The following is a 26828-nucleotide window of genomic DNA, read 5'->3' on the forward strand; positions in this document are numbered from 1 at the left end:
TTTTTTATTTGGACGACTGTCCCTTAAACTGTTGACTTTTCAACTTAAACAATACATTAAAACTTGTTAAACTTCCGTAACTCCTTGTGATATATTGTTGTAAATCAATTTTCTCCTGATCGTCAAGATTTTTGCTAGAGTTAATTTTTTGTTCCATAACTCGCAAACGATCACGAACCATTGTTATCTTATGAAAAAAAGTGTCTATATCCATGACTTTACCTTGCATGTTAGGATCCCCTGCTTCAAAAATTAATTTCCCACCTTTCCATTTATCAGCGATAGTTACAACTTCAGAGGCATCAGACCATTTTTTTAAAATGTTACGCAAACTTTTTTCAACTTCATAAAAGCTAATTGTATCGACATCGTCTTCAGCAGCTTCAATAACTTCAAATTCAGCATCTAAATCAAGAGTCTCTAATCCATTTTCGATAAATGTCACCCAATAATGTTGAGTAGTCACATTAGTAACTACACCTTTACCATATTCAGCATGATTAATTCTTGAACCTATTCCTAATAATTTCATAGTATTTGTATTATAATTCTATCACAATTATAACAATTCTCGAGCAAACCTTCACACCAAATTAACAACTAAAAATTGTACCTTTGCAACTTTGCCAGTTTATCACTTAGCTGAAGTAATTTATGACAACATACGACGATTCTATTGAAGTAAAAGGCGCTCGCGTTCACAACCTTAAAAATATTGATGTTACGATTCCGAGAGAAAAACTAGTCGTTATTACTGGTCTTTCTGGAAGTGGAAAATCTTCATTAGCATTTGATACAATCTATGCTGAAGGACAACGTCGTTATATCGAAACATTTTCGGCTTACGCACGTCAGTTTTTAGGAAGTTTAGAACGTCCTGATGTAGATAAAATTGATGGTTTGTCACCAGTTATTGCTATTGAACAAAAGACAACAAGTAAATCTCCTCGTTCAACTGTTGGTACAATCACAGAGATTTATGATTTTCTTCGCCTTTTATTTGCTAGAGCTGCTGATGCTTATAGTTACGAAACTGGTGATAAAATGGTAAGCTACAGTGACGAACAAATCAAAGATTTAATTCTTGAATCTTTTATAGGCAAACGTATTAATATTTTAGCTCCTGTAATTCGCTCTAGAAAAGGCCATTATCGTGAACTTTTTGAACAAATTGCTAAGCAAGGCTTTGTAAAAGTGCGTACAGATGGAGAAATCGTTGACCTTGAAAAAGGTATGAAACTGGACCGCTACAAAACACATGATATTGAGATAGTAATTGATAGATTAAAAATTGATGAGTCTAGCGATAACGAAAAACGACTTATGGAGTCAATAAATACAGCGATGTATCATGGCGAAGATGTACTCATAGTTATTGATCAAGACACTAACGAGCCTCGTTATTTTAGTCGAAATTTAATGTGCCCATCATCAGGTATATCGTATCCAAATCCAGAACCAAATAATTTTTCTTTCAATTCGCCAAAAGGTGCTTGCCCAAAATGTAATGGTATCGGAGAACTATATGTCGTTAACGATAAAAAACTAGTCCCCGACGAGTCGCTCTCAATAAAAAACGGAGCTTTAGCACCACATGGACCACAAAAGAAAAGTTGGATTTTCAAACAGTTCGACACTATTGCACAGCGTTATGATTTTAAACTAACAGATGCTTGGAAAGATATTCCTGAAGAAGCTAAACAAGTTATTCTTCATGGTGGAAAAGACAAGTTTACAGTAGAGAGTAAGTTACTTGGTGTTGCTAGAGATTATAACATCGATTTTGAAGGTGTTGCAAATTTTATTGAAAGCCAATACAAATCTAATTCTACATCTCTAGTACGTTGGGCAAAAGAATATATGGATAAAGTCAAATGTCCAACTTGCGAAGGTTCTAGACTTAGAAAAGAGTCTCTTTATTTTAAAGTCGATGGCAAAAATATTGCAGACTTGGTCAATATGGATATTATCGAGCTAGGCGAATGGTCAAAAAACTTATTAGAAAGACTTTCTAGCAAGCAACAAAAGATATCATCAGAAATTATCAAAGAAATTAAAGCACGTGTAGAGTTTTTAGTTGATGTTGGCTTGACTTACTTATCGCTAAATCGAAGTTCTAAATCTTTATCTGGCGGTGAGGCACAACGTATTAGATTAGCGACTCAAATTGGTTCGCAATTAGTTGGAGTACTATACATCTTAGATGAACCAAGTATTGGTTTACATCAGCGTGATAATGAAAAGCTAATAAACTCTTTAGTCTCTCTACGTGATGTTGGTAACTCAGTAATAGTTGTAGAACACGATAAGGACATGATTGAACGTGCCGACCACGTTATAGATATTGGACCTTTTGCAGGTAAACATGGTGGTGAAATTATTAGCGAAGGCACACCTAAGGAGTTATTAGAACATAATACACTAACAGCAGATTATCTGAATGGACAAAAAGAAATTTCAATACCAAAAAAACGCCGCAAAGGAAACGGCAAAAAAATGGTGCTTAAAGGCTGTACAGGCAATAATTTAAAAAATGTTTCGGTTGAATTTCCTTTAGGTCAAATGATTGGAGTTACTGGTGTTTCTGGTAGTGGAAAATCCACTTTAATTAATGAAACGCTCTACCCTATTTTGAATGCACATTATTTTAATGGTGTCAAGAAACCAATGCCTTACAAAAGCATTAAAGGTTTAGAACATATTGATAAAGTTATTGATATCAACCAATCTCCTATAGGACGTACACCACGAAGTAATCCTGCTACGTATACCAAAACTTTTGACGAAATTCGAAAGCTATTTGCAATGATACCAGAAGCGATGATTCGTGGATACAAACCAGGCCGTTTTAGTTTTAATGTTGCTGGTGGACGTTGCGAAACTTGCCAAGGTGGTGGATTACGTGTCATTGAAATGAATTTTCTACCTGATGTTTATGTCGAGTGTGAAACTTGCCAAGGCAAACGTTTTAATCGCGAAACACTAGAGATTCGTTATAAAGGCAAGTCCATAAGTGACGTCCTAAATATGACAATTGAAGAAGCAGTTAGCTTTTTCGAACATATTCCAAAAATTTACAGAAAACTAAAAACTATTGCTGATGTTGGTCTAGGATACATTACATTGGGCCAACAAAGCACAACACTGTCTGGTGGTGAAGCACAACGTATTAAACTGGCTACAGAATTAAGTAAACGCGATACAGGTAACACATTTTATATTTTAGATGAGCCAACAACAGGGCTCCATTTCGAAGATATTAATGTATTAATGAAAGTATTAAATAAACTAGCTGACAAAGGTAATACTGTTTTAATCATTGAACACAATTTAGATGTTATCAAAACCGTTGATTATATCATTGACATTGGGTATGAAGGCGGAAAAGGTGGCGGTCAGGTAGTTGCAAAAGGTACACCTGAACAAATTATTAAAGATCAAAAAAGCTATACGGCAAAGTTTTTGAAGAAAGAGTTAAACTAATCAATATAAAATCAATCCTATTATTATAAAATTACAAATTTTAAAATGAGAAAAGAAAAACACTATAAAGGCTGGAACGAAATAAAAACAAATGACTCATGGGCAATTTTTAAAATCATGGGAGAATTTGTAAATGGTTACGAAAAATTAAGCAAAATAGGACCTTGTGTTTCTATATTTGGTTCTGCACGTACCAAACCAGACCATGAGTACTATCAATTAGCTGTAGATGTTGCAGAAAAGATTGTAGAAAGCGGTTACGGTGTAATTACAGGTGGTGGACCAGGTATTATGGAAGCTGGTAACAAAGGTGCCCACATTGCCGGAGGTACATCTGTTGGCCTTAACATAGAGTTACCTTTTGAACAACACGATAATCCATACATTGATAGCGATAAAAGTCTTGATTTTGATTATTTCTTTGTGCGCAAAGTCATGTTTGTAAAATATTCACAAGGTTTTGTTGTAATGCCTGGTGGTTTTGGAACTTTAGACGAGCTATTTGAAGCGATTACATTAATACAAACTCATAAAATTGATACATTCCCAATTATTTTGGTTGGTAGAAAATTTTGGGGTGGACTTGTAGATTGGATTAAAAATACGCTGCTTAATGAAAAGAATATTAGCCCTAAGGACTTAGATTTAATTCATGTAGTAGATACAGCAGATGAAGCGGTTGAAATTTTAAACAACTTCTACGATAAATCAGAATTAAGCCCTAATTTCTAAATGTAATTTGATTAAAAAAGCCCTTATATTCTTTGGTATTTGCCTATTTACATTATCGAGTTACACTCAAAATGTAATTAATGTTGTCGGAATTGTAAATCCTGACGACAAATCCATAACTGTCTCTCAGACTATTATTTATAAAAATACGTCTGATGATACCCTTAATGAAATTTATTTAAACGACTGGAATAATAGCTATGCAACAAAATCAACGGCATTAGCTAAACGTTTTGAAGAGGAGTTTAGCACAAAATTTCATTTGGCTAACGATAAGCAACGTGGATTTACAACGATCGAAAGTATATTAGACACTGAAGGAAATGAACTTCAAAATTTACACTTAGAAAACCAAATTGATGTTATCAAAGTTAATTTAAAAAGTCCTCTTTTACCAAATGAATCCTACGAAATCAAGCTCAAATACACTATAGTTTTACCAGACGCTACATTTACAGATTATGGTTTTACAGAAAATGATGATTTTCAGTTAAAGTATTGGTACTTAACACCAACAGTATATGATGGACAATGGCAATACTATAGTAACAAAAATTTAGATGATCTATACATTCCGAAGGCAGAGTTAAACATAACACTTAACTATCCGAAAAATTATAATCTTGTTTCTGAATTAAATACTATTTCAGAAAATGAAAATTCTGATATAAAAACGACAATTCTTAAAGGTAATAACAGAGTAGACACTTATTTGTCATTAAGTAAAAACAATACATTTAATCAAGTCACTACAGATGATTTTACTTTAGTATCTGATATTTATGAAAAAGGATTGTCTCCACAATCAAAAGCCATAATTACTGATAGAGTCACAGGATTCCTAATGGAAAATTTAGGTGAATATCCACACGAAAGATTATTGGTATCTCAAATTGACTATAACAAAAATCCACTTTATGGTCTAAATCAATTACCTAGTTTTTTAAGACCGTTTAAAAGTGATTTTCAATATGAATTAAAGCTACTTAAAACAGCTTTAAACAAGTATATCTATAATATTAGTTTAGTAAATCCAAGAAAAGAACATTGGTTAAATGATGGACTTTCTATCTATTTCTTGATGAAGTATGTTGAGGACTATTATCCAAATAGTAAATTACTAGGTACGTTAGCTAACGTATGGGGAATTCGTTCTTTTCATCTTGCAGATTTAAGTTACAATGCAAAATACACATTGTACTATATGGAATCTGCTAGAAAAAATAATGATCAAGCGATTACAAAATCAAAAGACTCTCTTACAAAATTCAATGCCAATATTGCCGGAAGATATAAAACTGGAGTTGGTCTAAACTACTTAGATGATTATGCTACTGATATAGATTTTAGAAGTTTAGCAAAAGATTATTTATCTCTGAAAAAATTAAAAACAAATACTCCTAGAGATTTCGAAACATATATCAAATCTAAAACTAGTAAAAATATTGATTGGTTTTTTGAAGATTATATTGATTCACGAAACAGGATAGATTTTAAAATATCAAAAATCAAAACAACTGAAGATTCAATTCAACTAACTATTAAAAATAAACGGGAAAATAATATGCCCATCTCGTTATTCAGTTTAAAAAATGATTCTGTAATTAATAAAATATGGTTAGACAATATTACTGATTCTAAAACACTAACAATTCCTAATAACAATACTGATCGTTTAGTTTTAGATTATGATAATGTAATCCCAGAATTTAATCAAAGAGACAATTACAGGTCTACTAAAGGCTCAGCCTTTTGGTCTAAACCACTTCAATTTAGATTATTTAAAGATGTTGAAGACCCATATTATAACCAGGTTTTCTTTATGCCTTTAGCAGAGTTTAAAAATATATACGACGGATTTACTTTAGGAACTAAAGTATACAACAAAACTATTTTAAGAAAGCGACTCAATTATCGTTTTTCGCCACAGTACGCATTACGCTCAAAATCATTAACAGGTTCAGGAACTATATTTTATACTCATAATTTAGAAGATTCCAACTTGTTTAATGTATCATATGGTATAAGCGCGAGTTACCGCTCATTTGCTCAAGATGCCTTTTTTAGGCGCATACGTCCAAATATTTCTTTCAGTTTTAGAGATAAGGATGATTTACGCTCGGATAAGAGAGAAACTATATCGTTACGTTATGTAGATATTGCTAGAAGTATTGGTACAGATGCGATTTTAGATGAAATTGAAGAAGAGCCGGATTATGGAGTTCTCAATCTTCGTTATATAAAGTCAAGTCCTGGAATTATCAATTTTTCACGCTTTTTTGCAGACGTTCAATTCTCTAGCAATTTTAGTAAAGTCTCTGTAAATTATGAATATCGAAAGCTAACAAAAAGTAACCGTAATATTAATCTACGATTATTTGCAGGAACATTCCTAAAAAACAATACTGACTCAAATTCAAATTTCTTCAGTTTTGCTCTTGATAGACCGACCGATTATTTATTTGATTTTAATTATTTAGGACGTTCCGAAGCTAGTGGAATTTTTAGTCAGCAGTTAATTGTTTCTGAAGGTGGCTTTAAATCACGCCTAGAAGACTCTGCTTTTGCGAACCAATGGATGGCAACAGCAAATTTTAGTACTTCAATTTGGCGATATATAGAAGCCTATGGAGATGTAGGTTTTGTTAAAAATAAGTTCACGAATGCAAATTTTGTTTATGATTCTGGTATTCGTTTAAACTTAGTGCCAGATTATTTAGAATTATATTTCCCTGTTTACTCTAATAATGGTTGGGAAATAGCAGAGCGCGCTTATGCACAAAATATCCGCTTTGTAGTAACCGTTGATCCTCAAGTACTTTTAGGTCTTTTTAGACGAAAATGGTATTAACATATTCTTACTGAAGTGTTAAATATTGACTTAATTTTGAATTATTAGTTGAATTTTAGCCGTATTTTAAGAATAATTCAAAATTATAACGCTTTTTCATATTGCTTAGCTTTATGTTATGTTGTACTTTTGCATAACCAAAAATGATGTGTCTATGAAGCCTAATACAAACTCAAAAACTGAGATTACATTTGAAGATTTTAAAACAGAAGTTTTAAATGATTATAAAACTGTAGTGACCAGTCGTGAATGTAGTCTTTTGGGACGTCGTGAAGTACTAACCGGTAAGGCTAAATTCGGAATTTTTGGTGATGGCAAAGAAGTACCACAAATCGCTTGGGCAAAAGCTTTTCAAAACGGAGATTTCCGCTCAGGTTACTATCGCGACCAAACGTTTATGATGGCAATTAGCCAACTTACTATTGAGCAATTTTTTGCTGGTTTGTATGCCAATACTGATTTAAAAGAAGAGCCAATGTCAGCAGGTCGTCAAATGGGTGGTCATTTTGCAACTCACAGTTTGGACGATAATGGTGAATGGAAAAATTTAACAGAACAGAAAAACTCAAGTGCAGACATCTCTCCTACTGCAGGTCAGATGCCAAGACTTTTGGGATTAGCACAAGCTTCAAAAATATATAGAAATGTAAATGGTATTGATACTACCAAATTTTCAAAACAAGGTAACGAAATAGCTTGGGGAACAATTGGTAATGCAAGTACAAGTGAAGGCTTATTTTTTGAAACCATAAATGCGGCAGGTGTATTACAAGTGCCAATGGTAATTAGTATTTGGGATGACGAATATGGGATTTCAGTTCACGCAAAACATCAAACTACAAAAGAAAATATCTCTGAAATTTTAAAAGGTTTCCAAAGAGACGAAAATAATAATGGTTACGAGATTTTTCGTGTTAATGGATGGAATTACCCTGAGTTAATTGACACATTTCAGCGTGCAGGAAAAATTGCTCGTACAGAGCATGTGCCAATTATGATTCATGTTCAAGAGTTAACACAACCGCAAGGTCACTCAACTTCTGGTTCTCACGAACGTTATAAAAGTAAAGACCGCTTAGCTTGGGAAACCGAATATGATTGTAATACCCAAATGCGTCAATGGATGATAGCAAACAACATTGCTACAGACGAAGAATTAAGCGCTATCGAAAAAGATATTAAAAAAGCGGTTAGAGATGGTAAAAAAGCGGCTTGGTCGGCATTTATCAATCCTCTTTTAGCAGAAAAGAAAGAAGCTATCGCTTTATTAGAGCGTGTGGCATCTTCAAGTAGTAATGGTGTTTTTATAACTAAACTTCGTAATGATTTAGACACAATTGCTGAGCCTTTACGTAAAGATATATTAGGGGCAACTCGTAAAGCTCTACGCTATTTGGTTTCTGAAAACTCAGCTGAAAAAATTGAGCTTCAAAATTGGATTACTAATTATATTGAAACCATCCAACCTAAATATAGTTCTCATTTACAAAGTCAATCTTCCAAAAGAGGTATTAATCAATCTGAGGTATTACCAACTTACGATGACAACTCAGAAGATGTCGATGGGCGTTTAGTATTACGTGATAATTTTGACGCCATCTTCAATAACTACCCAGAAGCATTAATTTTTGGGGAAGATGCTGGACATATAGGTGATGTAAATCAAGGTTTAGAAGGTTTACAAGAAAAATATGGCGAACTTAGAGTCTCAGATACAGGGATTAGAGAAGCTACAATTTTAGGGCAAGGTATTGGGATGGCAATGCGTGGTTTACGACCAATTGCTGAAATCCAATATCTAGATTATATTTTATACGCTCTACAATTGATGAGTGATGACTTGGCAACCGTACATTACCGTACAAAAGGACGTCAAAAAGCACCTTTAATTGTTCGAACTCGTGGTCATAGATTAGAAGGCATATGGCATTCTGGTTCACAAATGGGTGGCGTTCTTAATTTGGTTCGTGGTATACATGTATTAGTTCCAAGAAACATGACAAAAGCCGCTGGTTTTTATAATACACTTTTAGATAGTGATGAACCTGCTTTGGTTGTCGAATGCTTAAATGGTTACCGTTTAAAAGAAAAAATGCCTAACAATATTGGTAAATTTAAAACGCCTATCGGAGTAGTTGAAACTATCAAAGAAGGCGAAGACATTACCTTAGTATCTTATGGCTCTACATTACGCATAGTAGAAGAAGCTGCTAAAGAATTACAAGAAGTCGGTATTGATGCCGAAATTATTGATGTACAATCATTACTACCATTTGATTTAAATCATGATATTGTAAAAAGTATTGTAAAAACTAATCGTTTAATGGTTATTGATGAGGATGTTTCTGGTGGTGCTTCTGCATATATTTTAGATGAAATTTTAAACACACAAAATGCCTATCAACACCTTGATAGTAGGCCAAAAACTTTAGCTGCAAAAGCACATAGACCAGCTTATGGTACTGATGGCGATTATTTTTCTAAACCATCTGTTGAAGACGTATTTGAAGCTATTTATGATGTGATGCACGAAGCTAATCCTTCGGATTTCCCGAAACTGCGTTAATATACTCAACATAAAACTTAAAAAGCTCATAACTTGTTATGGGCTTTTCTTATTTAATAAGGATCATTAATCGAGATTTGAAACGAAATGAGCCGTATCCATTTTCTTTAATTAAAAGAATAGTACTAATTTTAGGTTCTAAACCTATTGTTAAGTGTTTCCAGATTTTAATCGTTGGAGTTTACCATTACTAATTCTTGTATTACAAGGTCTTATTTTTGTAGTACTACTTTTGTTACGCTATTATAAAAAACGTAACAATTCAGATTTGTTTTTAGGGCTAATTCTTCTATTAACGTGTTATACCCAAACTTGCTACACTGTTGGTTTTATGGGTTGGTATGATACGTTTAGGACTACAAAAATCAATTACTTTCTTATTAATATTGGAGTAGCCTTAGCGCCCTTGATATACTTATATGTCAAATCAGTTACTGAGAGTAATTTTAAATTCAAAAAGACATATTGGTGGCATTTCACTTTGGCCATTATTGTCATACTACTAAGAGTAGTTACATATACTTACGATATAATACAACCAGGCTTTGAAGATGCACAAAATGGAATTTTAAAATTAGCATTTGATGAAGCTATAGTTCAACCCGTTTTAGGTTATGTTTCTCCTATTCATATGTTATTGTATTTGGCTTTTACCTTTCAACTCTTCTACAACTATCGCAAAAAAATTATTCAATATTTTTCTAATATTTATAAGCTAGAACTTAACTGGATACTCACATTTCTAATATTATTTACAATTTCATTTTTGTACGATTCTATTCAAGAAATAATAGATCTATCAATTACAGATTTAGGTTACCAAGAACGTTGGTGGTTAAATCTTTATCTGGCTGTAATTACACTATTTATAGGTATCAAGGGTTACTTTACAGACACAACCAAGCTTAATAAATTAAAGTTTAGCTTTTCGCCAAAAACGATTGGAATCCCAGAGTCTAAAAACGAAATGGAAGACAAAACCGTTTCCGAAGTGGAATTAGCTCTAGTTAGAAACCTTATGGAAAACGAAAGAGCATATTTAAATCCAGAGTTAAATTTAGCCGACTTGGCAGAACAAGCCAATCTTACGCGTGGCCAATTATCTGAAATTATCAATTCTGGCTTCAATAAAAACTTTAATGATTTTGTTAATGGTTATAGAGTTGAGGCTTTTAAGAGCATGCTAAAAGAGAATAAGCACCAACAAATGTCTTTATTAGGTATTGCGCAAGATTGTGGTTTTAACAGTAAAGCAACATTCAATCGCGTATTTAAAAAACTAACCAACTACTCACCTACTGAATATTTGAAATCTCAATTAAATTAATACGTCTCAAATCGTATTTAAGTCCTGTTAAGACGTTCTAAGTCGTCCACAGCGAAATATTCTCGCAAATTTGTATCAACAACAAAAAATAGTTTGTGATGATACAATTAAAATCTTTATTCAAATTTTTAATAACTCCAGTTATTCAAAAAAACTGGTATAACGATGTATTAATAGCCATACCACGAATTATTTGTGGCCTATTATTAACAGCAAGTTTTGGCGCCGATAAATTTGGAATGCCATGGACAGCAGATAGTCAAAACCTAAACTTGTTTGAAGTATCTGCATGGTTTCCTGAAGATGTAGCTGCATACGGTGGTATTTTTGCTGTAGCACCAATATTCTTTGCTTGGATGGGCGCTTTTAGTGAAGCTGTTGGTGGACTCTTTTTAATGCTAGGACTTAAAACCAGAATAGCTTCGTTTTTAATAATGTGCACCATGCTCGTTCCAATATTTATGCAAAAATGGAATCAAGGTCTATGGGCAATGCTACCTGCTATGGGTTTCTTATGGATATCAGTCTATAATCTCATTTTGGGTTCAGGACGTTTTGGCTTGGACTATATAATTGGTAAAAAATTAAAATAATCATATAAACATTAATTACATGAAACATTTATCTACAGTATTCGCACTATTATTTGTAACACTATTTACAAATGCACAAGACACGATTCAACTTTCGGATTTTGAAAGCATGAACAACACCAAATGGAAAGGCCATCTAACTTATAAAGACTACCAATCAGGTAAACAAGAAAAAATTCCCTCGACAATGGAGTTAAAGATTGAAGGTGACAAAATCATCTATAGCATTCAATATGATTACGAACCAAATAAGAATAACGTCTCTAAAGTAAAAATTAAGAAAGACGGTACAATTTTCGGTAATGAAAAAGTAATTAGTTTCACTAAAAAAATAGTACCAAAACATTAGTAACCATGTATCAAGGTAGAGATAATGGTAAAAAAGCAGACATGTATGTAATTAGGGTTTTGACAGATACTACATATAGCGCTACTAAAGAGGTGCAGCTAGAAGGTTCTAATACTCGTTTTGTACGAAACAAATACGAATACACTAAAATCAATTAATAATGAGAGTCCGTAAATTACTAACTATCTGGAGCATAATACTTACATCATTAAGTTGCGTGCAAAAAACACAGCCTAAAACTATAACTTTAATAGTAGATATGAGCACTATAAAAAATGTAAAAACCGTTGGTGTTCGTGGTAGTAATCTTCCACTTTCTTGGAAAGAAACACTTTTTCTTGATGATAAAAATAACGATGGCACTTACAAAACGACATTAAACCTGAATACAGCAAATTACGATATAGAGTTTAAGTTTATAAAAAACGACTCCATATTCGAATTAGAAAAACAAAATAACAGAAATATTGTTTTTGAATACAAGCCAGAAAGTATCATCTACAAAACATCTTTTAATAACCCAGAATCCAAAACTTCTAAAAAGTAAATACGATTTATAAAAAAAGCATCTTTTAAAAAGATGCTTTTTTTATATCTTTAACTAAACTAACTAAAAAACCCCTTTTATTTTGAAAACCAATTACAACGACCTTGGATTATTAATTTTGCGCCTTGGATTTGGAGGACTCATGTTAATAAACCACGGTATTCCCAAACTTGATAAACTTAACGGACCAATAGAATTTGCCGATCCAATCGGAGTTGGAGCAACCGCTTCACTAATCTTATGTCTTATTGGTGAGGTCTTAGCACCGGTTCTAATCATTTTTGGTATTAAAACTAAATTTGCAGCAGTCCCAGCAGCTATAACTATGGGTGTTGCAGCATTTATAGTTCATGGTAGTGACCCACTAGCACGCAAAGAAATGGCACTACTCTATTTTATTGCTTTTGTAGTCATCTTTTTAGCTGGACCTGGGAAATTTTCTATCGACGGCAGAAAAGGAAGATAATAAAAAACTAAAATGTTTGACCTGAGTTGCAACGTGTTTGTCGAAATATGTTGCAACTCTTTGTCTTTTAAAGGAGTTTAGCTGAAACTTTTAAAACAAATAGTATGAAACGTAAACTTATATTACTCACTTTAGGTGTTTTATTATTTAGCTCTTGCATTGTAAAATCTATTCAGCCATTTTATACAACCAACACCATAAAACAGCACAATGCTTTTGTTGGTAATTGGACAGATAATAAAAGCGGCGAATGGGAAATTGTTTCTTTTAAAGAAGAATGGGAAAAAGAAAACCAAGACCAAACAAAATTACTAAAAGAAGACAAAGAAGCTTATGAGCGCTACAAAAACAGCTATTACATAAAACAAACAAGAAAAGAAAATGAGGCGCTTTTTTTAGCGATGCCTTTTATGGTTGACAACCACCTGTTTCTAGATTTCTCACCGTTTGAATACGACAGTAATGATTTAAACAGACTAGCTGGACAACACTTACTAAAAACACATTCTGCTGCTTATGCAAAAGTAGAAAGTGATAATACAGTCACTTTAAGATGGCTTAACGAAAAAGTAATGCGTCAACTATTGGACAATGATAAAGTGCGATTAAAGCACGAAAAAACAGGTGTTGATGATGATTTAATTCTTACTGCTAATAGCGAACAACTGCACAATTTTCTCAAGAAGTTTATGAGTGCAGATATTGAAGACAAATGGGATATCGATGTGGTTTATAAACTAACACCAAGCAATGCAAAACCTTAACATAAATACGTTTTTAAAACAAACTAATTACCACAGACCACTATTATTTAATGGCGTTCTGTGGTCTTTAGCTTTTGTGATTCTACTTTTTATTTTCTCAAAAGGACAGAACCCAATAACAGCAGATTATATTTATACTGTAGCATTTTTATTAGTCATCGCAGTACCAGTATGTGTTAACTTTTATGTCCTTATTCCAAGATTCTTAAAGAAAGAACGATATCTAATTTATATCCTATTATTTTTAATCAATGTATTAGTATTTGCATTTACCAATAGCTATTTTTTTAATAACCTATTAGATACGCTATTTCCAAACTACTTTTTTGTTTCATATTTGTCTAATCTTAATATATACTTGACCTATAGTATTTTTTTAATAGCGACAACCCTCTTGAAATTAGCTGAAGATTGGTTCTATTTTAATACCAATCTCAACAAAACACTAAGACTTCAAAATCAACAAATACAAACACAGCTTTCAGCATTACGTGCACAGATAAATCCGCATTTTTTATTCAATTCACTGAATGTAATTTACGCTATGGCATTAGAGAAAAAAGAAAACATTACTACCGCAATTGTAGAGTTGTCAGACGTTTTGCGTTATGTGATTTATGATTCAAATACAGAGCGTGTTTCTCTTAAAGACGAAATCAAACTCCTAAAAAATTATATATCGTTTCAGAAATATCGTGGTCATGCGTCAAATGAGGTAGAATTAGACATTCAAATTGTGGATGAAAACTTCAAAATATATCCTATGTTACTATTACCATTATTAGAAAATAGTTACAAGTATGGATTTTCCGGAAATGAAACATCAGACACTATTCAAATTCATTTGAAACAAGAGGCTTCAAATTTCAGTTTTAAAATAAAAAATAAAAATTGTAAAATATCAAATAACATGGCCGACGACTATTCTGGTGTTGGTTTAGAAAACTTACGTAATAATCTTAATTTAGTGTATCCGAATCAGCATAAATTTATCAAAGAAGAAACCAAAGAAAGCTTTACGGTTACCATAGAAATTACAGATGAACAATAGCGCAACCATATCGTGTATTATTGTGGATGACGAATTATCATCTCAAAAAGTGTTACAACATTTTATAGCAAATACTGCTGTATTGGATTTAAAACACACCTGTAATAATGCTGTAGAAGCTTTTAAATATTTGCAACTAAATCCGACTGTAGATGTAATATTTCTAGATATAAATATGCCTCAACAATCTGGAATAGATTTTTATAAAAGTTTAGCCAAACCACCAGCAGTAATTTTTACCACTGCATATCCACAATATGCAGTGGACGGTTTTGAAGTCAATGCCACAGATTATCTCCTAAAACCTATTGCCTACGAACGCTTTTTAGTGGCTATTAATAAAGTACTTACCAATACATCTGCATCATCAGAGACCGATTTTATAATACTAAAAGAAAACAAAGCCTTACACAAAGCACGTTTTGAAGACATCTTATTTGTAGAAGCTTATGGTGATTATGTCAAAGTACATCTTAACGATAAAACCATCACAACACACAGCACGTTTTCTGGCTTAATAGCACAATTACCAAAACATTTTATTCGCACACACAAGTCTTTTAGCGTTAATATAAATAAGTTAAGTCAGTTGTCAGGCAACCAAATAATGGTAGCTTCGCATAAGATTCCAATTGGACAAACCTACAAGACTAAAGTCCTAGAAGCACTACATTTATAATATGAAAGCAGCATCAATAGTTACTATAAAAAAGGAATTACAGCATTTACCAAAGGAAGATTTGCTACAACTGTGCTTGCGATTAGGACGTTTTAAAAAAGAAAATAAGGAGCTTCTCACCTATCTATTGTTTCAAGCACATGACGAAGAAAGCTACATCGAAAGCATAAAAGAAACTTTAGATGAACAGTTTGCGGGTATGAATACAGATAGTTATTTCTATATGAAAAAGACGATTCGTAAAATTCTAAGACAGATAAAAACTTTCAGTCGCTATAGCATTACCAAAACTACAGAAGTAGAATTACTGATTTATTTTTGTCAGAAGTTAAATGAACTTAAACCAAATATTCACCGCAATAGGACACTAGATAATTTATACCAAAGACAAGTAGTAGCTATTGAGAAAAAGGTTTTGAGTTTTCATGAGGATTTACAGTATGATTATCGAATGCAATTAGAGGAATTATAATTACTTTTTTTAAGAAAAATTGACTTAAAAAATCATTAATTTAGCATTTCAAATTTTGAAATTTATCTCATGAAAAATACTGCATTATCTGCTACACACGAAGCCTTAGGTGCTAAAATGGTTCCTTTTGCTGGATATAATATGCCTGTACAATACGAAGGCGTAAACATAGAACACGAAACCGTTAGAAATGCTGTTGGTGTTTTTGATGTATCACATATGGGAGAGTTTTTAATCGAAGGGCCAAATGCTCTAGATTTAATCCAAAAAGTATCTAGTAATGACGCCTCAAAATTAGAAATTGGTAAAGCACAATACAGCTGTTTACCAAATGATGATGGTGGTATTGTAGACGATTTAATCATTTACAAAATAAAAGACGAAACATACCTTTTAGTGGTAAATGCAAGTAATATTGAAAAAGACTGGAACTGGATATCTTCTAAAAACGATGTAGGAGCAGAAATGCGAGATTTAAGCGAAGACTACTCTTTACTAGCTATCCAAGGCCCAAAAGCAGTTGAAGCAATGCAATCCTTATCTTCTCATGATTTAGCTGGTATTAACTTTTACAATTTTGTAGTTGGTGATTTTGCTGGGATTGAACATGTGATTATTTCAGCTACTGGCTACACTGGTAGTGGTGGTTTTGAGATTTATTGTAAAAACTCTGAAGTCAAGCAAGTATGGGATAAAGTATTAGAAGCTGGTGCTGATTTTGGTATTAAACCTATTGGTCTTGCAGCTAGAGATACGTTACGTCTAGAAATGGGATACTGTCTTTACGGAAACGATATAGATGATACCACATCACCTATCGAAGCTGGATTGAGTTGGGTTTGTAAATTCAATAAAGAATTTACTAACAGCGAAGCACTACAAGCAGAAAAAGAACGCAAACCAGAAAACAGATTAGTCGCTTTTAAAATGGATGAACGCGGAATTCCACGTCATGGTTATGACATCGTTGACGGTTCTGGAAAAACAATTGGTCGCGTAACTTCTGGCACAATGAGTCCAAGCTTAGGCGAAGGTATAGGTTTAGGATATGTACCTCGTGTTTTTGCTTCTGCAGACAGTAAAATTAATATTCAGGTTCGTAAAAAAGCTATTCCTGCTACTGTTGTAAAATTACCATTTTACAAAAGCTAAAATGCGTATCTGAGCGTTGATAGATTAATGAAGAAGACAGAACGTAAACATAAAATACTAATTCTTGGCGTTAGTGGCTATCTAGGCAATGCCATATACACAGAGCTATGCAATTATTTTAGAACTTACGGTACGTATTTCTCTCCTAAGGCGGCTTACGAAAAAAACAAGCAATTCTTTCACTATAATGTTGAAGAAGATGATATCTACGAAATCCTTGAAGCTACAAAACCAGACATTATAATATCAGCGTTACGAGGTAATTTTCATGCACAAACTATTGCCCATGCGCATATTGCTGAGTATGCTTTAGAACATGGTTCAAAAATTATATTTCTTTCTTCAGCTAATGCTTTTGACGCCTATAGTAAATATCCTAGCTACGAAACTGACAAAACACTAAGTCATAGCATATATGGGCATTTTAAAATTAAGATTGAAAATATGCTAATGCGAATGCCAAAGCGTCAAATAGCAATATTAAGATTACCGATGGTTTTTGGTACCAATTGCCCAAGAATTCAGGAAATAAAACAACTCATTACAGAAAAAGAAGCAGTAGAAATTTTTCCAAATTTAATAATGAATGTGACACTCGATAAAAAAGTAACACAACAAATTCATTATATCATTAACAGAAATAAATCTGGTGTATTTCATTTAGGAAGTACCGACTTGGTGCACCATGACGAATTTATTAAAGAACTAGTGGCTAATCTCACAGAAGCCAAAGTTTCTTTAAAACAAGTGTATACAACAAACGAAGACAGATACTTAGCAGTACTACCAAAATATAATACCTTACCAAAACACCTTCAAATTACAAGCGATAAAGTATTGGAGGAACTAATGAAGTAAGTTTGTTATACTTGTTGAAATTAGTTAATTTTAATTCATAACATAATACAATTATTTTGAAAAGATGGATTTTAAATACAGTATCATTAAGCTCAATCTTTTTACTTATAATTTGTTCTTGTAAATCAAAAACTACTTCTTATCAGAATAAAATTATTATAACTAAATCTTGCGACTTAAATAATGTTATAAATGATACAATAACTATTAGAGGAGTTTATTATAATTGTATGGAATATTCTGGATTCAAAACATTAAAAAAAGATTCTTGTCAAGAAAATTTTGATATGGATTTAAATTTTAATCAAATTGAATTTCCTAAAGATTTACTTGAAAAAATATATAAAATAGAAGGTTGTACTGCTAATATCAACATGACTTTAAATGGAATCTTAAAAAATAATAATGTTAATGGATATGGTCATTTAGGCTCTAACAATTCAGAAATAATCGTTTTAAATGTTTTAGAAGTTGGGAAGCTAAGATATATCAGACCTTAGATTTTAATAAAATAGTAGATTGTTGTGATACTGATTGTAAATGACAAAAATAAAATAAACATAAGTTTAAATATATAATCAAAAAAATGAAAAAACTAGATAAAGACACTATAGAAGCTAAATTATTACAACTACCTGACTGGGATTATTTTGATGATGCGCTCCACTCAGAATTTGAATTCGAAAACTTTAAAGACTGTTTTAGTGCTATGAGCCGTATTGCATTTGAGTGCGAAGCTTTGGGTCATCATCCAGATTGGAGTAATGTGTATAATGTCTTAAAAATATCACTAACAACACATGATGCAGATGGCGTTACTGAAAAAGATTTCCAATTAGCAAAAGCAATTGATTTTATTGTTGAGCCAGAAGATTAAATTCATTTTTTAACCACACATATTTTTTTAAATTTGTGCAACTTCGGTTTTAATACACATAATAACCTTAAATTTTAAGAAATGGGAAGAGCTTTTGAGTTTAGAAAAGCACGTAAAATGAAACGTTGGTCTGCCATGAGTAAAGCTTTTACACGCATAGGTAAAGACATCGTAATGGCAGTAAAAGAAGGTGGACCTGACCCTGATAGTAATGCGCGTCTTAGAGCTGTAATACAAAACGCTAAGGCTGTAAATATGCCTAAAGCAAATGTAGAACGTGCTATAAAAAAAGCGAGTGAAAAAGGTCAAGGTGATTATAAAGAAGTTCTTTTTGAAGGTTATGCGCAGCACGGTATTGCTGTGCTAGTTGAGACAGCGACAGATAATAACACACGTACAGTAGCTAACGTTCGTAGTTATTTTAATAAAACAGATGGTAGTTTAGGTACATCTGGCTCAGTTGTATTTATGTTTGACCATACTTGTAATTTTAAGGTTATTGGTGAGGATTTAGATTTAGAAGAATTAGAGCTAGAACTTATAGATTATGGCGTTGAAGAAATTTTTGAAGACACTGATGAAGATGCTGATGGTAACGAGCAAACAAGCATTATGATATATGCACCATTCGAAAGTTTTGGAAACATACAATCCTATTTAGAAGAAAATAGTATAGAAATTATTTCGTCAGGATTTGAGCGTATACCACAAGTAACAAAGCCACTTACAGCAGAACAAGCAGAAGACGTAGAAAAACTATTAGAAAAACTTGAAGAAGACGATGATGTGCAAAATGTATATCACACTATGGAAGAATCTTCGGAAGCATAAATAAAATTTTATAAAATAAAATACAAAAGGCTATCATTTAATGATAGCCTTTTTCCTTTTTAAAATAATCCATTAAATTAAATAAGGGTAACCTACATAAGTAGGATTATATACTACATTTTGTAAAAACAAAATATAATATTTTATATACGCACAAAATCTGCTTTTGGATGTTTAAACCTGAAATTCTTTTTTGTAGATTTAAATCATGGATAAATTAATCGAAAAATTTTATAATGCATTTACAAATCTAGATGCAGAAACTATGGCTGATTGTTACCATCCAGATGTAGTTTTCGAAGACCCTGCTTTTGGCACTTTACAAGGTGAACGTGCTAAAAATATGTGGCGTATGCTTTGTTCATCCCAAAAAGGAAAAAACTTTATAGTTACATTTTCAGAAATAAAAACCAATAAAAATAATGGTTCAGCAAAATGGGAAGCTATTTATAATTTCAGTAAAACTGGTAGGAAGGTACACAATAAGATTTCAGCAAAATTTGAATTTAAGGATGGACTAATTATAAGGCATAAGGATAATTTCAACCTTCATAAATGGGCAACACAAGCAATAGGTTTTAAAGGGAAACTATTAGGGAGCACTGGTTTTTTTAGAAAAAAACTTCAAAAACAAACCAATAGTTTACTCGATAAATTTGAGGTAAAACTCTGACATTTAACACTCGTTAACTTAAACAAAGACTCATATTTTATATATTGTTAACCTATTCTATCTCAGAATAGTTAATATCACTAAACCAAATTAATAATTATGAAAATGACATCAATCAAAGCAGTTAAATCATTAACGCTAGCTTTACTCTTATGCGCTTTTTTAATGCCACAAAATTCTTTTGCTCAGAGAAAGAAAAAAAGAAAAAAAGACAAAACTGAAGCTGCTGCTCCTAAACCAGCTAAGAAAAAAGAAAAAACTATCAAAGATATAACCAAAACAAGTAAAAAAATTGAAGGCCTTTTTACTATCTATGAAGACACGATTACAGGTTCGTTACAAATGGTTGTAAAGGAAAATCAAATTGGTAAAGACTACATCTATTTTAGTCAAGTATCTAATGGTAGTACTGATGCAGGTTTGTATCGCGGAAGTTACGGTGGTTCTAAAGTATTTAAAATCAATAAGCATTTTAATAAATTAGAATTTGAAGGTCAAAATACATCATTCTACTTTGATGAAAACAATGCCATTTCGCGTTCGAAAGATGCTAATGTGACAAATGGTAAAATGGCGTCTTTAAAAATTGAAGCACATGATAAAGAAGCTGGTGAGTATCTTATCAAGGCTGATGATGTTTTCAAAAAAGAAACACTCAGACAGCTCAAACGACCTCGTTTTCCTGGCCAATCGCCATTTGCATTTACACTAGGTAATTTAGACAAAAATAAAACTACCGTAAGAGCAATTAATAACTACGAAGACAATACAAATTTAGAGGTAGAATATGTGTATTCGAAATCATCGGCTATTAATGGTGGTTCTAACGCTATCGCTGATGGAAGAAATGTAAGTGTACAAATCTTTCATAGTTTTATTGCTATGCCAGAAAACGACTATGAAATACGTTTGGATGATCCACGCGTTGGTTATTTTACAACACAAGTAGATGACCAAACTGCAACAAATTCTGCACCATTTAGAGATTTAGTACATCGTTGGAATCTTAAAAAGAAAGATCCAAGTGCAGCTATCTCAGAACCAGTTAAGCCAATCACATGGTGGATGGAAAACTCTACACCAGTTGAATGGAGAGAAACTATTAAGAATGGTGTTTTAGAGTGGAATAAAGCTTTTGAAAAAGCAGGATTCAAAAACGCTATGGTCGTAAAAATGCAACCTGACGATGCTACTTGGGATGCTGGAGATATTAACTATAACGTATTACGTTGGACATCATCTCCAAATCCTCCTTTTGGTGGTTACGGACCAAGCTTCGTAAATCCAAAAACTGGAGAAATTATGGGTTCTGACATTATGCTGGAATATGTACACTTTACTAATAGAGTTATGTATGATAAATTATTTGAACTTTCTGCAAAGCCAAAGGCTTTTGACGCTTCAGAATATTTGAAAGAAAATAAAGTGTTTTGTTCTATGGGACATGTCATGCACGAAAATACCATGTTTGGTCAAGCCGTATTAGAAGTAGCTGGTGCAAGTGACTTAGAAATGGAGCGTATGAAGAAAGAGTCAATGAAAGCCCTAATAATGCACGAAGTAGGACACACACTTGGACTTAATCACAACATGAAGGCCAGTCAACTATTCTCTCCTGAGCAATTAGCAGATGCTAGCTTTATTGAAGGAAAGTGTCTTACGGGTTCTGTAATGGATTATGCTGGTATTAATTTAACTAACGATAGAACAAAGCAAGGACAATATTATGATACATCTGTTGGACCTTATGATGTGTGGGCTATTCAGTTTGGATATACGCCATTTAAAACTGGTGCTGAAAAAGAAGTACTATTAAATCAATCTACAAAACCAGAATTAATTTTTGGTAATGATGCAGACGATATGCGTGCTCCTGGAAAAGCTATTGACCCTCGTGTAATGATTGGAGATTTATCAAATGACCAAATTGGTTATTCTATTGATAGGTTTAAACTCGTTGATGATATGATGGGTAACATTAAAAATAAGTTTGCTAAAAACGGTGAGTCTTTTCAAGAAATGCGTCGTGCTTATTATATTTTGAGTGGTCAACGCGCTACTGCTGGTAATGTTATTTCTAGATTTATTGGTGGTGTTTATGTTGATAGAGCTATGGTAGGTCAACAAGGTGCTACTAAGCCTTACACTCCTGTAAGTCTGGAAGACCAAAAAAGAGCAATGAATGCATTAAAAACATATGTGTTTGCTCCTAATGCTTTTGATGCACCTAATGACTTATATAATTACCTAGCTATGCAACGTAGAGGTTATAACTTCTTTGGTGGTCCAGAAGACCCAAAAATACATAGACAAGTACTAAACTATCAAATGGGAGTTTTGGTTCATATTCTTCATCCAAATACATTACAACGTATTACTGATAGTGAGTTATATGGTAATGAGTATAAACTTTCGACATTTATGACAGACCTAAATAATGCTATATTCAAAGCTGATATCTATGGAAATATAAATTCGTTTAGACAAAATTTACAGTTAGAATATACTAATATGCTTATAGATATGTTAACAGGTAAACAAAGTGGAAGATTTACAAACAATGCTAAATCAATGGTTCTTTATAATTTAAAAAATATTAGAGCCATGGCTGCGCCAAGTGGAGATGTATCTTCGAAAGCACATAAACAACACTTAAGAACACTAATTGATAATGCTTTAAAAGAAGTTAAATAAGACTATCAATCATACAAAAAAGGCTATCAATTTAATTGATAGCCTTTTTATTTTACAATGTTTCTTTCTAGTGACGCTAGGGTTTATTTTATGTTTCATTGCTTTAATAGATATGAAGCAAATCTTATGCCAAAATTGTTAGTATTTGTTTTATAAAACGACTGTAAGAATGACTTATCAAAAATAACATACCGATGAAAAAAATATTCACATTACTGTTAAGCATTACTGTATTGTCGTCAATTGCTCAAAATATGACGAATAAAAAATTAAGTGAACTTATATATGAAATAACTGAAAATGTAAAAGGTGAAAGTGGTCGATGGCAATTTAAAATTCAAGAAAAAGTCTTTATAGTACTTACAGACTCAACTAATAACAGAATGCGTATCATCTCTCCTATTGCAGATACTATTAGCTTAGAAAAAAATATGCTAGAAAATGCTCTGATTGCTAATTTTCATTCGGCATTAGATGTTAAGTATGCAATATCTGATGGTATTATTTGGTCAACTTTTATTCATCCTTTAAAAGAATTATCAGAGGATCAAGTCAAAGATGCTATAAGTCAAGTGTATTATGCAAACCAAAACTTCGGCACGACTTATGCCAGCACATCTCTAATATTTCCTGGAAGGAAACAAGTCGAAGAAAAACCTAAAGAGAATAAATTAAAAACCAGAAAGACTTAAGAGTATTTTGGCACTTTTCCTATTACAGCTTCAAAAAATGAATGCATAACTTTAAAATCAGCTTCTTTATCATCAGTCGGATAAAATGGTTCTGAAATTTTGTTTTTCTTATTTTGAAAATCTAACGTAAACATTATTATTGGTACGTTGGCAGCTTTAGCTATATAGTAAAAGCCTGTTTTCCATTCATCGACTTTTTTTCGAGTTCCTTCTGGGGCTAGAGTAAGCCTAAACTCTTCTTCGCCATCAAAAAGACTAGCAATAGCTTCGACTTTATTTTGTCCGGAAGTTCTATCTACTGCTCTTCCTCCGATAGATTTAAAATAATAATTAAAGGGCCATTTGAATAATTCTTTTTTGGCGATAAAATTTGTTTTTACTCCCGTTATTTTTCTCAAGTAAAGGCCTATAAAAAAGTCATGCCAACTCGTATGAGGTGCTGCGATTATAACAGCTTTCTTTACTGTATCTTTTGAAAAATTTGTGTTTCCAACAATTTTCCAGCCTAATACTTTGAAGTAAATGAATTTTGCAATAGCTTTCATGCTACATTTTTAGGTATAGAGCCTTTAGCTTTTCAGGTGTAATTATTTCTTTCCAATTCTTACCTATAGCATTTTCCCATAGCGGCTCCAGACTTAAAGCTACGTCTATCATAATATCAAACTCTTCATCTTCGAGATTGGAACAAATACCGGTTGGAAGCGAAATATTATGCTTTGTTTTCATTTCTTTAAAAAGCTTTACACCTTCAGGATAAAACTCTTCTAAATGGTCAAAAACAATACAATTACCGATACCATGTTTTATTCCTAATAGATAACCTAAACCGTAACTCATAGCGTGTGCAACACCAACTTGTGAATAGGCAATACTCATTCCGCCGTGCCATGAAGCCATCATTAGCTTATCTTGAGATTCTTCAACAGATAAATTATCCCCAAGAAATACTTCCTTGCAAATTTCAAATGCTTTTTCTCCATAACTCTGACTAAAAGCATTTAAGAACGTTCCGTTAAGAGACTCTATACAATGAACAAAACAGTCCATTCCTGTATAAAACCATTGGTCTTTTGGGACGTTTTTAGTTAATTCTGGATCTAAAATAACTTGGTCAAAAGGTGTGTAATCACTATTAATACCTAGCTTACGTTCTGGTCCTGTTAATATCGTGGTTCTTGACACTTCTGCACCTGTACCTGAAATTGTAGGAATCCCAACATGATAAATAGCAGGATTCTTAATTAAATCCCAGCCTTGATAATCTTTTGCTTCTCCTTCATTGGTAAGCATCAATGATACTGCTTTTGCTATATCTAAAACTATACCTCCACCAATACCTATGATTGCAGAAGGTCGTTCACTGAACTCTAAAATCAAATCTTCGACCAATTGGTCTATCTGCTCTGTCTTTGGTTCTTCTTTTGTAGATACGTAAATGATTCTATCCTTGTAGGATAGTGATATCCTAGAAGTCAACCAATGGTCACCCTTAAATACGTCATCAACGTAATAAATAAAAGGTGCATCACGTCCTTGTCGTTTTGGAGAGATAATTTCATCTAATTGATTGAAACTGCCTCTGCCAAAAATGACACGCGAAACCATCGGAAAATTTTTATAACTCATTTACTAAATTTCTATAACAAAAATATAAATACTATTACTTTATCAGTTGCTAAACAGCAAATTATTTTGGCAAATACACAAAGATATCTTTTAAGGCTTTTAATGTAAGGTAATTTTTACCATTACTGACGCTATCTTTAACCGTTTCATGCTGCCAAGTTGTATGAAACGGGATATGCGCTGCTTGAGCCCCAATATCAATTAAGGGTAATATATCAGATTTTAATGAATTACCTATCATTAAAAATTCTGACGGATTTATTTCTAAATGATTTAGAAGCTTACTGTAATTGGCACTCTCTTTTTCACTCAATACCTCAATGTGATGGAAATATTTAAGCAGACCTGATTTTTCTAGTTTTCGTTCTTGATCTAACAAGTCTCCTTTAGTAGCAACTATTAACTTGTATTTTTTTGAAAGTTCTTCTAAAACTTCATCAACATCGTCTAATAATTCTACTGGCTTATTAATCATAGCTTTACCAATATTCAAAATCTTTTCTAAAGTCTTATTTGATAGATTATAATTAGATAATTCTAGTGCCATTTCTACCATAGATAACATAAACCCTTTGACTCCATAGCCATAAAGCGGAAGATTCTTAATCTCCATTTTATAAAGCTCTTGATCTATTTTATTGGGTGTTTCAAAATGTGAAAGCAATTGTGCAAACTCTTGTTCTGCATCTCGAAAATAAGTTTCGTTAACCCAAAGCGTATCGTCTGCATCAAAGCCTATTACCTTAATATTTTTGAAATCAATACTCATTTATTTCCAGAGTTTTTTAGCGCGTTCTAAATCCTCAGGAGTATCTATCTCAACACCTTGAATATTTGTTTCTACCATTTTAATTCGCTTACCATATTCGAGATATCTGATACACTCAATCTTTTCTGTAGCTTCTAAAAACTGCATAGGTAAAACTGTAAAATCTAATAATGCTTGCTTTCTAAAAGCATATATACCTTTATGTTTAAAATATCTTGAGGCTACAGATTTATCACGCGGAAAAGGAATTGGACTTCTAGAAAAATATAATGCAAAATTTTTTTGATCGACAATAACCTTGACTGTGTTTGGATTATTTATTTCTTCCCAATCACTAATTTCGACCATTAATGAAGCTAAATCTATTTCTTTATCTAAATCGTCTTTAAAAACTTCTAAAACCTTCACTAAGCTTTCGCGTTCTGTAAATGGCTCATCACCTTGAACGTTAACTACAATGTCACATTCAACATCAGCTACAGCTTCAGCAATCCTATCACTACCTGATTCGTGCTCTTTTTTACTCATGATGGCATTACCACCATGACTTTTAATTTCATCGAAAATAATATCACTATCTGTAACTACATATACTTCTGAGAAAAGTTTCGTTGCAACTGTTGCTTCATAGGTTCTTGTAATAACTGTTTTACCAGCTAAATCTTGCATCAATTTTGCTGGAAAACGAGAAGCCGCATATCTAGCGGGAATCATGGCAATAACCTTCATTTAGGATTGTTTAGTTATTCAAAAATAATAGTTTGGTTTGACAT

27 protein-coding genes are annotated in these 26828 nt (G+C 32.5%); 22 read left to right on the forward strand and 5 right to left on the reverse strand.

The genetic code is table 11. The features are described from left to right. Positions 1–4: 4 nt before the first annotated feature. Positions 5–532, reverse strand: a complete 528-nt coding sequence (locus BTO05_RS03145; protein WP_087491260.1) for a hypothetical protein — start codon at positions 530–532, stop codon at positions 5–7. A gap of 122 nt (positions 533–654) precedes the next feature. Between BTO05_RS03145 and uvrA the strand changes: the two genes are divergently transcribed. The 22 genes from uvrA (at position 655) to BTO05_RS03250 (ending at position 23657) form a co-directional block, all read left to right on the forward strand. Then, positions 655–3483 carry an excinuclease ABC subunit UvrA gene (gene uvrA, locus BTO05_RS03150; protein ID WP_087491261.1) on the forward strand — a complete coding sequence of 943 codons (2829 nt, stop codon included), beginning with the start codon at positions 655–657 and terminating at the stop codon, positions 3481–3483. Positions 3484–3528: 45 nt separating this feature from the next. Then, on the forward strand, positions 3529–4215 hold the full coding sequence (locus BTO05_RS03155; protein WP_087491262.1) for a TIGR00730 family Rossman fold protein: 687 nt from the start codon (positions 3529–3531) through the stop codon (positions 4213–4215). Positions 4216–4222: 7 nt separating this feature from the next. Then, positions 4223–7066 carry a metalloprotease gene (locus tag BTO05_RS03160; RefSeq protein ID WP_087491263.1) on the forward strand — a complete coding sequence of 948 codons (2844 nt, stop codon included), beginning with the start codon at positions 4223–4225 and terminating at the stop codon, positions 7064–7066. A 154-nt stretch (positions 7067–7220) separates the two neighbouring features. Further along, on the forward strand, positions 7221–9632 hold the full coding sequence (locus BTO05_RS03165) for a thiamine pyrophosphate-dependent enzyme (RefSeq protein WP_087491264.1): 2412 nt from the start codon (positions 7221–7223) through the stop codon (positions 9630–9632). A gap of 154 nt (positions 9633–9786) precedes the next feature. Further along, a complete protein-coding gene (locus tag BTO05_RS03170) occupies positions 9787–10959 on the forward strand; it encodes a helix-turn-helix domain-containing protein (RefSeq protein WP_232459767.1) in 1173 nt (390 codons plus the stop codon). A gap of 98 nt (positions 10960–11057) precedes the next feature. Next, entirely contained in the window at positions 11058–11552 is a 495-nt protein-coding gene (locus BTO05_RS03175; protein ID WP_087491265.1) for a DoxX family protein, read from the forward strand. A gap of 19 nt (positions 11553–11571) precedes the next feature. Further along, entirely contained in the window at positions 11572–11901 is a 330-nt protein-coding gene (locus BTO05_RS03180) for a hypothetical protein (RefSeq protein ID WP_087491266.1), read from the forward strand. A gap of 5 nt (positions 11902–11906) precedes the next feature. Beyond that, complete coding sequence (locus BTO05_RS13925) at positions 11907–12059, forward strand: hypothetical protein (protein WP_157662521.1); 153 nt, start codon at positions 11907–11909, stop codon at positions 12057–12059. Positions 12060–12160: 101 nt separating this feature from the next. Then, a complete protein-coding gene (locus BTO05_RS03185; RefSeq protein ID WP_157662522.1) occupies positions 12161–12448 on the forward strand; it encodes a hypothetical protein in 288 nt (95 codons plus the stop codon). A gap of 82 nt (positions 12449–12530) precedes the next feature. Beyond that, the gene (locus BTO05_RS03190) at positions 12531–12914 is read left to right on the forward strand and encodes a DoxX family protein (RefSeq protein ID WP_317041906.1); all 384 of its coding nucleotides are present in this window, start codon (positions 12531–12533) and stop codon (positions 12912–12914) included. A gap of 104 nt (positions 12915–13018) precedes the next feature. Next, on the forward strand, positions 13019–13678 hold the full coding sequence (locus BTO05_RS03195) for a hypothetical protein (RefSeq protein ID WP_087491269.1): 660 nt from the start codon (positions 13019–13021) through the stop codon (positions 13676–13678). Then, entirely contained in the window at positions 13665–14729 is a 1065-nt protein-coding gene (locus BTO05_RS03200) for a sensor histidine kinase (protein ID WP_087491270.1), read from the forward strand. Before BTO05_RS03195 ends, BTO05_RS03200 begins: the two co-directional genes overlap by 14 nt. Beyond that, complete coding sequence (locus tag BTO05_RS03205; protein WP_087491271.1) at positions 14719–15408, forward strand: LytR/AlgR family response regulator transcription factor; 690 nt, start codon at positions 14719–14721, stop codon at positions 15406–15408. The genes BTO05_RS03200 and BTO05_RS03205 overlap by 11 nt, the downstream gene beginning before the upstream one ends. Position 15409: 1 nt before the next feature. Beyond that, positions 15410–15880 carry a hypothetical protein gene (locus BTO05_RS03210; protein ID WP_087491272.1) on the forward strand — a complete coding sequence of 157 codons (471 nt, stop codon included), beginning with the start codon at positions 15410–15412 and terminating at the stop codon, positions 15878–15880. A 69-nt stretch (positions 15881–15949) separates the two neighbouring features. After that, entirely contained in the window at positions 15950–17032 is a 1083-nt protein-coding gene (gene gcvT, locus BTO05_RS03215; RefSeq protein ID WP_087491273.1) for a glycine cleavage system aminomethyltransferase GcvT, read from the forward strand. Between the two features lie 27 nt (positions 17033–17059). Next, positions 17060–17890 (forward strand): sugar nucleotide-binding protein, encoded by an 831-nt coding sequence (locus tag BTO05_RS03220; RefSeq protein WP_087491274.1) that lies wholly within the window; start codon positions 17060–17062, stop codon positions 17888–17890. 56 nt (positions 17891–17946) lie between these two features. Continuing rightward, a complete protein-coding gene (locus tag BTO05_RS03225) occupies positions 17947–18390 on the forward strand; it encodes a hypothetical protein (RefSeq protein ID WP_087491275.1) in 444 nt (147 codons plus the stop codon). Positions 18391–18476: 86 nt separating this feature from the next. Further along, complete coding sequence (locus BTO05_RS03230; protein ID WP_087491276.1) at positions 18477–18767, forward strand: 4a-hydroxytetrahydrobiopterin dehydratase; 291 nt, start codon at positions 18477–18479, stop codon at positions 18765–18767. Positions 18768–18848: 81 nt separating this feature from the next. Further along, positions 18849–19598 (forward strand): YebC/PmpR family DNA-binding transcriptional regulator, encoded by a 750-nt coding sequence (locus tag BTO05_RS03235; RefSeq protein ID WP_087491277.1) that lies wholly within the window; start codon positions 18849–18851, stop codon positions 19596–19598. A gap of 208 nt (positions 19599–19806) precedes the next feature. Then, the gene (locus tag BTO05_RS03240) at positions 19807–20271 is read left to right on the forward strand and encodes a nuclear transport factor 2 family protein (protein WP_087491278.1); all 465 of its coding nucleotides are present in this window, start codon (positions 19807–19809) and stop codon (positions 20269–20271) included. Positions 20272–20370: 99 nt separating this feature from the next. After that, on the forward strand, positions 20371–22965 hold the full coding sequence (locus BTO05_RS03245; RefSeq protein ID WP_087491279.1) for a zinc-dependent metalloprotease: 2595 nt from the start codon (positions 20371–20373) through the stop codon (positions 22963–22965). Between the two features lie 194 nt (positions 22966–23159). Continuing rightward, positions 23160–23657 (forward strand): hypothetical protein, encoded by a 498-nt coding sequence (locus BTO05_RS03250; protein WP_232459768.1) that lies wholly within the window; start codon positions 23160–23162, stop codon positions 23655–23657. Here BTO05_RS03250 and BTO05_RS03255 read toward each other — a convergent pair. The 4 genes from BTO05_RS03255 to kdsB form a co-directional block, all read right to left on the reverse strand. Next, positions 23654–24202 carry a 1-acyl-sn-glycerol-3-phosphate acyltransferase gene (locus BTO05_RS03255; protein WP_087491281.1) on the reverse strand — a complete coding sequence of 183 codons (549 nt, stop codon included), beginning with the start codon at positions 24200–24202 and terminating at the stop codon, positions 23654–23656. The two genes, BTO05_RS03250 and BTO05_RS03255, sit on opposite strands and share 4 nt — an antisense overlap. Position 24203: 1 nt before the next feature. Next, positions 24204–25286 (reverse strand): iron-containing alcohol dehydrogenase family protein, encoded by a 1083-nt coding sequence (locus BTO05_RS03260; protein WP_232459769.1) that lies wholly within the window; start codon positions 25284–25286, stop codon positions 24204–24206. A 61-nt stretch (positions 25287–25347) separates the two neighbouring features. Further along, positions 25348–26055 (reverse strand): HAD family hydrolase, encoded by a 708-nt coding sequence (locus BTO05_RS03265; RefSeq protein ID WP_087491282.1) that lies wholly within the window; start codon positions 26053–26055, stop codon positions 25348–25350. After that, the gene (gene kdsB, locus BTO05_RS03270; RefSeq protein WP_087491283.1) at positions 26056–26784 is read right to left on the reverse strand and encodes a 3-deoxy-manno-octulosonate cytidylyltransferase; all 729 of its coding nucleotides are present in this window, start codon (positions 26782–26784) and stop codon (positions 26056–26058) included. Between the last annotated feature and the right edge of the window lie 44 nt (positions 26785–26828).

This window comes from Winogradskyella sp. PC-19, assembly GCF_002163855.1.
GTDB lineage: Bacteria > Bacteroidota > Bacteroidia > Flavobacteriales > Flavobacteriaceae > Winogradskyella.